The organism is Streptomyces lonarensis (assembly GCF_012033735.1).
GTDB classification, from domain to species: domain Bacteria; phylum Actinomycetota; class Actinomycetes; order Streptomycetales; family Streptomycetaceae; genus Streptomyces; species Streptomyces lonarensis.
Genome location: NZ_JAAVJD010000192.1, coordinates 1 through 10,181, shown reverse-complemented (window position 1 = coordinate 10,181; position 10,181 = coordinate 1). Strand labels below are relative to the sequence as shown.

Sequence of the window (10,181 nt, the reverse complement as noted above, 5' to 3'; positions counted from 1 at the left end):
GCGGCGCCTGCCTGTCGGGCACCGGCGCGCCGGTGCCCGACAGGCAGGCGCCGCGACGACGAACACCGCGGCCGTCGGAGGCGTGTCCACCTCCGACGGCCGCGGTGCCGTCCTGCGCTGTGCGGTGCGGCTACGGGATCAGCGCCACCGTGTCCGAGGTCGCGGAGTCCACCGCGTCGACGCTCCAGGCCCACGGCAGGAACTCGCCGTCCGCCCACAGCTCCGTCTGGTCGGTGTAGTTGCGGTGGTAGGCGTGGCCGGAGGCGCCGGCCAGGTTGATCCACTGCGACTCGTCGAAGTCCGCCATGTTGACGATCATGCGCATCGACGGCACCCAGGTGACCTCGTAGCCGCCCGCGGCGTTCCAGCCGGTGGCGTCCACCGCGTCCTTGCCGCCCGAGAGGTTCCACGGGCCGCGGTTGAGCATCCACCGCACCGGGGCCGGGCCCTCGGCGCCCAGGGTCTGGTTCTCCAGCTCCAGCTGGTGCAGCCGGCCCCAGCTCCAGGTGGAGATGTCCTTGCCGAGCAGCGCCGTCAGCTCCCAGCGGGCGTCCCGCATCGCCTTGGCCAGCAGCTCGTCACGGTTCTCCGACGGCGGGACCGTGCGGTTGCCGGACGTCACCCACCAGTCGCTCTCCTCCTCGTCCAGCAGCGACCGGACGACCTCGAACCAGCGCGAACCGCCGTCGGGCTGCGCGGAGTCGGGGGACCGCTCACCGCACTCGCGGACCAGCGGCGCCCGCCCGTCGATGTCCTCGATCGGCCCCGAGTCGCCGGTCGGCCGCACCCGCAGGCACTGCCCCTCGACCCGGACCTCCTTCGGCAGCTTGTGGCCGAAGGCGAGCTTCAGCACGTGCCGCCAGACCGCGTTGTAGTAGGCGGCCGAGGCGGAGTCGGCGTCCTGCGTGTAGTCCCAGCCCTCCAGCAGCTCCTGCGCCTCGCGGACGTAGGGGTCGGAGACGTCGACCTTCAGCAGGTACGGGACCAGGACCTTGGCCATCTCGTTGCTGTTGTCCAGCTGGATGGTGCGCATGTCGCCCATCGAGATCTTCCCGCCGTCCTTGATCTTGGACTGGATCAGGTCGTCGATGCGCTGGCTGCGGGTGCCGTAGTTCCAGTCGTCGGTCAGCAGGTAGGGGTACTCGTCGGGGTCGATGACCGCCTGGTTGGCGGTGACGATGTAGCCGCGGTCCGGGTTGTACTCCCAGGGCATCTCCTCATGGGGGATGTAGCCCTCCCAGTCGTAGGAGGAGTCCCAGCCCGGAGCCGGGTAGCGGCCGTCGCCGGCGCCGCGGACCGGGATGCGGCCGGGCGCCTGGTAGCCGATGTTGCCCTCGGTGTCGGCGTAGATCAGGTTCTGGGACGGCACCGCGAAGTCGGCGGCGGCGGCACGGAACTCGTCGAAGTCCGACGCCTGGTTGAGGTTGAAGACGGCGTCCATCGTCTTCGACGGCTCCAGGGCGGTCCAGCGCAGCGAGACGGCGTAGCCGCTGCCGCGGTCCGGGGCCGCGTTGCCGACGGGCGCGAGGCCGCCGGTGTCCCGCAGCTCCTCGCTGCGGTCGGAGACGATCGGCCCGTTCTCGGTGGCGCGCACCGTGATCTCCCGGGACTCGCCACCGGCGACGTGGATGGTCTCCTTGCGGGTGGTGTAGGGGACCTCCTCGTCGTCACGCAGGTAGGTGCCGTCGTTGAGCTTCTCCAGGTACAGGTCGGTCACGTCGGCGCCGAGGTTGGTGAAGCCCCAGGCGATGTCCTGGTTGTGGCCGATGACCACGCCGGGCATCCCGGAGAAGCTGAAGCCGGAGACGGCGAACGGGCAGCTCTCGGTGACCTCGGTGCAGTGCAGGCCCATCTGGTACCAGATGGAGGGCAGCATCGGGGCGAGGTGCGGGTCGTTGGCGAGCAGCGGCTCACCGGTGGTGGTGTAGTCGCCGGAGATCACCCAGGAGTTGGAGCCGATGCCGCTGCCGTTCGGGCCGAGCAGCGCCGGGACCTCGTCCAGGGCGTCCGCGACCGCCGCGAGCTGGGTGGCGACACCTGAGCCGAGGCCCGCGGCGTCGCCGGGAAGGCCGTCACCGCCCGAGCCGTCGCCGGGGAGACCGTCACCGGGGAGGCCCTCGCCGCCCGAGCCGTCACCGGGGAGACCGTCACCGGGGAGGCCCTCGGTGCCGTCACCTGCGCCCTCGCCACCGCCCTCGGTGCCGGAGCCGTCGCCCGTCGAGCCGCCGCCGTCGGGGTCGTACGCCCCGCCGGAGACCCCGCCGCCGGAGACGATCGGTGCGTTGCGGTCATAGGGGTAGGGCGGGTAGAGCTCGTCGATCTGCTCCTGGCTCAGTCGGCCGGCCAGCAGCGAGCGGTCGATCTCCTCCTGGAGGTTGCCCCGCAGGTCCCACGCCATCGCCTTCAGCCAGGCGACGGAGTCGACCGGGTCCCACTCCTCGGGGGCGTAGTCGTTCACCAGGCCGAGCGCCGCGTACTCGACGGACAGCTCGGCACCGGAGCGCTCGCCGAGGTAGGCGTTGACGCCGTCGGCGTACGCCTGGAGATAGGTGACGGTGTCGTCCGACAGCTCCTCGTCGAACTCCTGCTGGGCGATGTCGCGCCAGCCCAGGGTCCGGAGGAAGGCGTCGGTCTCGACCTGCTCCTCGCCGAACATCTCCGAGAGGCGGCCGGAGGTCATGTGGCGCCGGACGTCCATCTCCCAGAAACGGTCCTGCGCGTGGACGAAGCCCTGCGCGCGGAACAGGTCCTCGGCGGAGTCCGCGTACAGCTGCGGGATGCCGTGGGCGTCCCGCTTGACGTTCACCGGGGCCGACAGACCGTCAATCTTGATCTGTCCGGTCACCTGAGGGTGGGAGGCGCGGACGGTGTCGACCGCCCAGAAGGCACTGAACCCCAGCCCCGCCAGCAGCAGCAACACCACCACGATGACGAACAGGCGGAGACGTCGCGTTTTCTTCTTGGCGGGCATCGCTGTCCTTCGCAGGCCATGGGCGGACTGGAAGCAACCATAGACACTCCGCGGGGCGTGTCGTTCCGCCGGGGATCGCTTCACGGCACCGCGCAGCGCGCCGAACACGCCCTGCGGACCGCGCTGTCGACCGCTCTGGGCGGCCGCCTCCACCACCCGCGGCGCGTGCCGGCACGAGGCCCCGACGCCCGCTTCCGGGCGGCCGCCGGCGGCGCTCGGCACGGACGGTCCGCCCCACCGCGGTGGCGGGCCGGGCCCGCCGCGCGCGGCACCTCCCGGCCTCGGCACCGGCTCGGCACCGCGGCGCCGAGGCCCACCGCGCACCGGCCGGACAGGGGCCGCGAGGGCCGGGGAGGACCTTCGGCAGTGGACTATGGGGCCGGAATGTTGCACGATGGACCGTCGTTAGCACTCACCGAAGCAGAGTGCCAGGAGGAATACCGTGCCGACGTACCAGTACCAGTGCACCGCGTGCGAAGAGGGCCTCGAGGTGGTGCAGAAGTTCACCGACGACGCCCTCACCGAGTGCCCCAGCTGCCAGGGTCGGCTGAAGAAGGTCTTCTCAGCGGTCGGCATCGTCTTCAAGGGCTCCGGCTTCTACCGGAACGACAGCCGGAGCACCAGCTCCAGCTCGACGCCGGCCGGCGGCAGCAAGGCCGAGAAGAAGTCCGGCGGCTCCGACAAGCCCGCCGCCTCCTCGGACAGCGGCTCGTCCAGCGGCACGTCCTCCTCCTCGACCGGCGGCTCGACCTCGTCGGGCAGCAGCTCCGGGACCACCAAGACGACGGCCGGCAGCGCCGCGTGACGGCCCGCGCCTCGATCGGCGTCATCGGCGGATCCGGGTTCTACTCCTTCCTGGACGATGTGACGGAACTCACCGTCGAAACGCCGTACGGGGCGCCCAGCGACTCGCTGTTCCTCGGCCGGATCGGGGAGCGTGAGGTCGCCTTCCTCCCGCGCCACGGCCGCGGCCACCACCTGCCGCCGCACCGCATCAACTACCGGGCCAACCTGTGGGCGCTGCGCTCCGTGGGCGTCCGGCAGGTGCTCGCGCCGTGCGCGGTCGGCGGTCTGCAACCGCAGTACGGACCCGGGACGCTCGTCGTGCCGGACCAGCTGGTCGACCGCACCAAGGGCCGGGTCCAGACGTACTTCGACGGAGAGACCCGTGCCGACGGGGTGCGGCCGAATGTCGCGCACGTCACGTTCGCCGACCCGTACTGCCCGCAGGGACGCGCCGCGTCGCTCGCAGCCGCCCGGGGCGCGGAGTGGGAAGCGGTGGACGGCGGGACGCTCTGCGTCATCGAGGGCCCGCGGTTCTCCACCCGCGCCGAGTCCCGCTGGCACGCGGCGCAGGGCTGGTCGGTGGTCGGCATGACCGGCCACCCCGAGGCCGTGCTGGCGCGCGAGCTGGAGCTCTGCTACTCGGCGCTGGCTTTGGTCACCGACCTCGACGCAGGCGCGGAGAACGGCGAGGGCGTCTCGCACGCCGAGGTGCTGGAGGTCTTCGCCAAGAACGTCGACCGGCTCCGGGACGTCCTCTTCGACGCCGTCGCCCGGCTCCCGCAGGAACAGGGCACCTGCCTGTGCACCACCGCGCTCGACGGCCAGGAGACCGGCCTGCAGCTGCCCTGAGCCGCCGGCGCACGGCGGCCGGGCCCCCGCGGCCCTGGCTGCGGTGCGGCGCTGCGGGCTGCGGGCTGCGGTCTGCGACAGGCGTGCGCGCGGACCGTCGGTGGCGGGCGTGCGCGAGCCGTCGGCGGGAGCGTCGGAACGGCGGCGCGGACCAGCGGTGCGGACCGGGCCGGGTGAGCCGACCGCCGGACTTCCGGGCAGGCCCCGCCCTCCCATAGGGGGCAGACCACCCCTCCCCGCCCCGCACTCCATCCTCACGTCTCCGCGCCGAGATTCCGCCGGGAGGGACCGCAACCACTCTCACGGGTGGTGACGTTTTCCACAGGCAGCGGGTTGTCCACAGGCTCCGGCAGCATCGCAGCTTTTCCGGCACGGTGAGGCCATGAACAGCGCCGACACCCCGCACAGCTCCCGGCCCGTCCCCTCGTTCCCGCCCGTCGTCGTCCGCGGTGGGCCGGGGCTGATCCGCCGCTCGCTGCGAGGCGGCCGGCGGCTTCTCGCAACGGCGTTGATCGGCACCGGCGTGGTGCTGTCCCTTCTCGCCCTTGCGCCCCTCGGCCGGCCGGCGCCCGCCGCGGCGTCCGAGGCCGCCTCGCCCTCCGCCGGGCCGGCTGTACCCGAAGCCCCCGCGAGGGCCGACCCGCCGAGCTCGCCGCCGCAGGCCCCCACAGACTCCGGGGAGACGCACGGCGCGCACGATCCGCCCGTCCCCGACCTGCCCGGGCAGGAGGGCGAGCCGGACGACGGGGCCGCGGTGTTCGCCCCGGTCAGACTGGCCGACCCGGCCGTCGGCGGCCTGCTCGAAGCGGGCGACCTCGTGGACATCCTCGCCGCCCCTGCGACGACCACCGCGGGCGAGACGCCCGGCGCGGCGCGGCGTATCGCCCACCGGGCACGGGTGGCGGAGATTCCCCCGCCCGAAGAAACTGGCCCGGTCGGCTACCTGGACGGCACACTCATCGTGGTGGAGGTGTCACCACGGACGGCGGTGACCCTCGCCGGATTCATGAACGATTCACACCTGACGGTGACGCGATGGTAGACACCTCGTTGCCCGTCAGGAGAAGCGCGGTAATCCCCGCGCGGCGAACACGGAAAGGTCAGGGCGTTGAGCGAGGAAAAGCAGGGCGTTGTCGCGGGATTCAGGGAATTCCTGATGCGGGGCAATGTGGTCGAACTGGCAGTCGCGGTCGTCGTCGGAGCGGCGTTCACCAAGATTGTGAACGCTGTGGTGGACGGCGTGATCGGACCGCTGGTCGGAGCCTTCGGCACCCAGAACCTCGACAGCTACACGTCCTGCCTGAAGGGCCCCTGCGGCGAGGTGAACGGCGAGCAGATCGGCGTTCTCATCAGCTGGGGCTCGGTCCTGAGCGCAGCACTGACCTTCCTGATCACCGCCGCGGTCGTCTACTTCCTGATGATCCTGCCGATGAACCGCTTCAAGGCCCGTATGGACGCCAAGAAGCCCCAGGAGACGCCCGCCGCCACCGAGCTGGAGCTGTTGGCGGAGATCCGGGACGAGCTGGTCGCCCGCCGCACCGCCGCGGCGCAGGACCAGGTCGAGCTGGACAAGACGGTCAGCGCGCAGCGGTCGGGCTCCGGCGAGAGCTGAGCCCGGCGGCGGCCCGGCGGCGGCCTTCCGCATCAACAGCGGCCGAACGGTCCGTGGCGACGCCCCCCGAAGGGCTCAGAGGTGGTGCGGCGGCTTCTCGTCGAGGAAGCGCGCGAGGTCGGCCGCCACGCCGGTCACCGTCTGCCGGTCGCGGTGACCGCCCCACCCCTCGTCACTGTCGTCACGGGAGCCCGCTGCCAGCGGGTCCTCGAAGTCGAGGCGGGCGCGGGGTACGGCGCGCGGCTGGTCGGGAGTGTGACTCATGTTCCCCAGCCTACGGCCGGCGTCGGCCGTCCCGTGCTCGGCGCCGGGCGGGGCTGGAGCGTCCCGCAGCCTCGGGTCCTGCTCCGGCGCGAGCATCTCGTCCCACCAGATGTCACGGCCCGGCGTCCACGGGACGGGACGACGGAGCAGCGGCACGACCACCACGCTGCGGATGTCGGGGCAGGAGGCGAGCGCCTGGTCCAGCTCGGATTTGAGGGACACCACGCGCCCGTCCCGCTCACAGCCGTCCGCGACCACCACGATCCGGACCCCGGTGCTGCGCAACCTGTGCCGCACCCACCCCGTGTGGTCGCCCAGCGGCAGGCTGATGCGGACGGCGTCCAGCCGCAGGCAGGCGAGCGTCGTCGCGAAGGACACCGGCGACGTCGGAAGCATCACGGCCACCCGGTTGCCCGAGCCCGCACCCAGACGTGCCAGGCCCACAGCCGCGCGCCGGCCCAGTTCCATCAGATGGGCGTGGGTGGGTACCGCCACGCCGTCGCCCTCGTCCCCCGACTGCTGGATGGTCATACGCGGAGCCTGCACCCTCGCGATATACGTCCGCTAAACGCGCCGAGGAGGGTGGCGCGCTCCCCCGCGTGGTAGCCATGGTCCATGCGTGACGCTCTGACCGATGTACCCGGGTTGCTGGTGGGCCATGCCGAGCGGGTGGGGGACGGCTCGTTGACCGGGGTGACCGTTGTCCTGCCGCCTGCGGGTGGGGCGGTCGCCGGTGTCGATGTCCGGGGTGGCGGGCCCGGCACACGGGAGACCGACGCCCTGGACCCGCGGAACCTCGTGGGTCGCGCGGACGCCCTCGTACTCGCCGGTGGCAGCGCGTTCGGGCTCTCCGCGGCGGACGGCGTCATGGCCTGGTTGGAGGAGCGGGACCGGGGGTTCCGGGTGGGGCCGCGAGCCGGCCAGGTGGTCCCGGTGGTGCCGGCGGCGGTCCTGTTCGACCTCGGACGCGGGGGTGACTGGTCGCGGCGGCCGGACGCGGCGCTCGGTCGCGCAGCCGTGGAGGCCGCCGGTGAGGAGGTGGCCGAGGGAAGCCGCGGTGCCGGTACGGGTGCGGTCGCCGGAGGGCTGAAAGGTGGTGTGGGGACGGCGAGTCTGCGGCTGGCCTCGGGGGTGACGGTCGGCGCGCTGGTGGTCGTGAACGCGGCGGGCTCGGTCGTTGATCCGGCGACGGGCGCGCTGCACGGGGCGCCGGCCTGGCGTCCCACGGCCGAGGTGCGGGACGCGGCGGCCGAGCGGCTCGCGGCCGCGCGGCAGGAGTCGGACCGCCGGGCGCCGCAGTCCCTCGGCGGCCCGCTGAACACGACGCTCGCCGTGGTGGCGACCGATGCGGCGCTCGGCCACGGCCGGACCCACAAGCTGGCGGGAACGGCCCACGACGGGCTGGCACGCTCGGTACGCCCGGTGCACCTGCTCACCGACGGGGACACCGTCTTCGCACTGTCCACCGGGGAGCGCCCCCTTCCGGAGGGTGAGGCGGGAGTGCACGCCGCGAACGAGGTACTGGCGGCCGGGGCGGACACCCTGGCACGCGCGGTGGTCCGCGCCGTGCTGGCGGCGGGGAGCTGCGAAACACCGGGCGGCGTCTTCCCCTCGTACCGGGAGCTGTACGGCGGGCCGGCCGACCGGCAGGGGTGACGGCCTTCGGTGCCGCGTCAGGCCCCGCGCCGGGCGCCCGAAGCGGAGAGGCCGCTGCCGGAGCTGCAGAGGTCGGCGCTTACGAAGCCGACGCCGGAACCAACGCCGGAACCGACGCCGGAGCTGGACACCGGCACCGGCACCGGCACCACGCCCAGCCCCAGCCCCAGCCCCAGCCCAGACCGACACGCCCGGCGCACGGTCGGCCTGCCGTGCCCGGGGGCGGCACGGTCCTCGGCACCCGCCCGGTGCAGGGGCCGGAGCTGGACGGTGACAGCGCGACGCTCGCTGCCGCGGCGAGGCGAGCCCTCCGCGTGACGGCACCGCTGCCCCGGCCGGGCGGGGTGCGGGGACGCTGTGGTCACAGCGCGGGGCGGGGCGCCCCGGCCGTTGCCGGAGCGCCCCGCCGTCGGTACCGCGTGTCAGACGCCCGCGGTGGCCGGGGTCTTGGCCGGCTCGGCGGCTGCCGCCGCCGCCGGAGCGGCGCCGGACGCGGAGCGCAGCCCCTTGAGCACGACGGTGAGTCCGGCGGTGACCAGGGTGCCCGCCACGATCGCGACCAGGTAGAGGAACGGGCTGCCGATCAGGGGAACGACGAACATGCCGCCGTGCGGTGCCCGCAGCGTGCTGCCGAAGGACATGGTCAGCGCGCCGGTCACCGCGCCGCCCGCCATGGAGGCCGGGATGACGCGCAGCGGGTCGGCGGCGGCGAACGGGATGGCCCCCTCGGTGATGAAAGAGGCGCCGAGGACCCAGGCGGCCTTGCCGTTCTCGCGCTCGGAGGCGGTGAAGAGTCGCTTGCGGACGACGGTGGCGAGCGCCATGCCCAGCGGCGGGACCATGCCGGCCGCCATCACGGTGGCCATGATCTCCAAGCTGGCCTGGCTCGGCGAGGACGCCGCGATACCGCCGATGGCGAAGGCGTAGGCCACCTTGTTGACCGGTCCGCCGAGGTCGAAGCACATCATCAGGCCGAGGAGGACGCCCAGCAGGATGGCGTTGGCGCCCGACAGCCCCGAGAGCCAGTCGGTCATGCCCTCCTGGGCGGCGGCGATGGGCTGGCCGATGACCACGTACATCAGGATGCCGACCACGGCGGTGGACAGCAGCGGGATCACCACGACCGGCATGATGCCGCGCAGGACGTCGGGCACCCGGACGCGCTGGATGGCCATGACGACGGCACCGGCGACGAGGCCGCCGATCAGGCCGCCGAGGAACCCGGCCTCGATGGTGACGGCGATGGCGCCGCCGACGAAGCCCGGTACCAGCCCCGGCCGGTCGGCCATGCCGTAGGCGATGTAGCCGGCGAGCACGGGGATGAGGAAGTCGAAGGCCGCGCCGCCGACCTGGAACATCAGGGCGGCCCAGCTCTCGGTGCTGGTCCAGGTGAACTGGTCGATCACCGACGGCGCGTCGGTGATCTCGTAGCCGCCGATCGCGAAGGCGAGCGCGATGAGGAGCCCGCCGGCGGCGACGAACGGCACCATGTAGCTGACGCCGCTCATGAGCCACGTGCGCAGCCGTACGCCGATGTGGTCGCCGCTCTCGGACCCGGCGTCCATGGGGGCTCCGGCGCCGGCCGGGGCCTCGGCGGTGACCTCGCCGCGTTCCGCCTTGCGGCGGGCTTCCTCGACGAGTTCGGCGGGACGGTTGATGGCGGCCTTGACGCCGACGTCGACGACCGGCTTTCCGACGAAGCGGTGCTTCTCGCGCACCTCCACGTCGTGGGCGAGGATCACGGCGTCGGCCGCGGCGACGACGGCGGGGTCGAGGGGGGAGAACCCGGCGGACCCCTGGGTCTCGACGGTGATCTCGTGTCCGGCGGCCTCGGCGGCCTGCTGGAGCGATTCCGCCGCCATGTAGGTGTGGGCGATGCCGGTGGGGCAGGAGGTGACGGCGATCAGCCGCAGCGGGCGCTCGGCGCCGTCACCCCCGCCGCCGGTCGGGTCAGCGGTGCTGCCACCGGTCGGGGCGCCGGTGCTGCCGCCGGCCGTCGTGTCGCCGCCGCCTGCCGGGGCGGGGGCCGGGTCGGCACCGGCC

The 10,181-nt window shown here is 73.3% G+C and carries 8 protein-coding genes; 5 read left to right on the top strand and 3 right to left on the bottom strand.

Going from position 1 to position 10,181, the window contains the following annotated elements:
- Positions 1-130: 130 nt before the first annotated feature.
- The gene (locus HCN56_RS19670; protein ID WP_167973012.1) at positions 131-2,971 is read right to left on the bottom strand and encodes a penicillin acylase family protein; all 2,841 of its coding nucleotides are present in this window, start codon (positions 2,969-2,971) and stop codon (positions 131-133) included.
- Between the two features lie 442 nt (positions 2,972-3,413).
- Between HCN56_RS19670 and HCN56_RS26600 the strand changes: the two genes are divergently transcribed.
- The 4 genes from HCN56_RS26600 to mscL all read left to right on the top strand — a co-directional run bounded on the left by HCN56_RS26600 (position 3,414) and on the right by mscL (position 6,218).
- Positions 3,414-3,776 (top strand): FmdB family zinc ribbon protein, encoded by a 363-nt coding sequence (locus tag HCN56_RS26600; RefSeq protein WP_167973010.1) that lies wholly within the window; start codon positions 3,414-3,416, stop codon positions 3,774-3,776.
- Positions 3,773-4,606, top strand: a complete 834-nt coding sequence (locus HCN56_RS19660) for an S-methyl-5'-thioadenosine phosphorylase (protein ID WP_167973008.1) — start codon at positions 3,773-3,775, stop codon at positions 4,604-4,606. The genes HCN56_RS26600 and HCN56_RS19660 overlap by 4 nt, the downstream gene beginning before the upstream one ends.
- Before the next feature lie 382 nt (positions 4,607-4,988).
- A complete protein-coding gene (locus HCN56_RS19655) occupies positions 4,989-5,648 on the top strand; it encodes a hypothetical protein (RefSeq protein WP_167973006.1) in 660 nt (219 codons plus the stop codon).
- Positions 5,649-5,714: 66 nt separating this feature from the next.
- The gene (mscL, locus tag HCN56_RS19650; protein WP_167973004.1) at positions 5,715-6,218 is read left to right on the top strand and encodes a large conductance mechanosensitive channel protein MscL; all 504 of its coding nucleotides are present in this window, start codon (positions 5,715-5,717) and stop codon (positions 6,216-6,218) included.
- A gap of 75 nt (positions 6,219-6,293) precedes the next feature.
- Here the strand turns inward: mscL and HCN56_RS25870 are convergent, their stop codons facing one another.
- Entirely contained in the window at positions 6,294-7,013 is a 720-nt protein-coding gene (locus HCN56_RS25870) for an AMP-binding protein (RefSeq protein WP_245246767.1), read from the bottom strand.
- 84 nt (positions 7,014-7,097) lie between these two features.
- Between HCN56_RS25870 and HCN56_RS19635 the strand changes: the two genes are divergently transcribed.
- The gene (locus tag HCN56_RS19635) at positions 7,098-8,138 is read left to right on the top strand and encodes a P1 family peptidase (RefSeq protein ID WP_167973002.1); all 1,041 of its coding nucleotides are present in this window, start codon (positions 7,098-7,100) and stop codon (positions 8,136-8,138) included.
- 422 nt (positions 8,139-8,560) lie between these two features.
- Here HCN56_RS19635 and HCN56_RS19630 read toward each other — a convergent pair.
- Positions 8,561-10,181 (bottom strand): PTS fructose transporter subunit IIC (locus HCN56_RS19630; RefSeq protein ID WP_167973000.1); only part of this gene is annotated, 1,621 nt, incomplete at its 5' end.

Excerpts from the sequence above, each read along its gene's own strand:
- HCN56_RS19655 (WP_167973006.1), top strand. The coding sequence starts at position 4,989 with ATGAACAGCGCCGACACCCCGCACAGCTCCCGGCCCGTCCCCTCGTTC.
- HCN56_RS19670 (WP_167973012.1), bottom strand. The coding sequence starts at position 2,971 with ATGCCCGCCAAGAAGAAAACGCGACGTCTCCGCCTGTTCGTCATCGTG.
- HCN56_RS19635 (WP_167973002.1), top strand. The coding sequence starts at position 7,098 with ATGCGTGACGCTCTGACCGATGTACCCGGGTTGCTGGTGGGCCATGCC.
- HCN56_RS25870 (WP_245246767.1), bottom strand. The coding sequence starts at position 7,013 with ATGACCATCCAGCAGTCGGGGGACGAGGGCGACGGCGTGGCGGTACCC.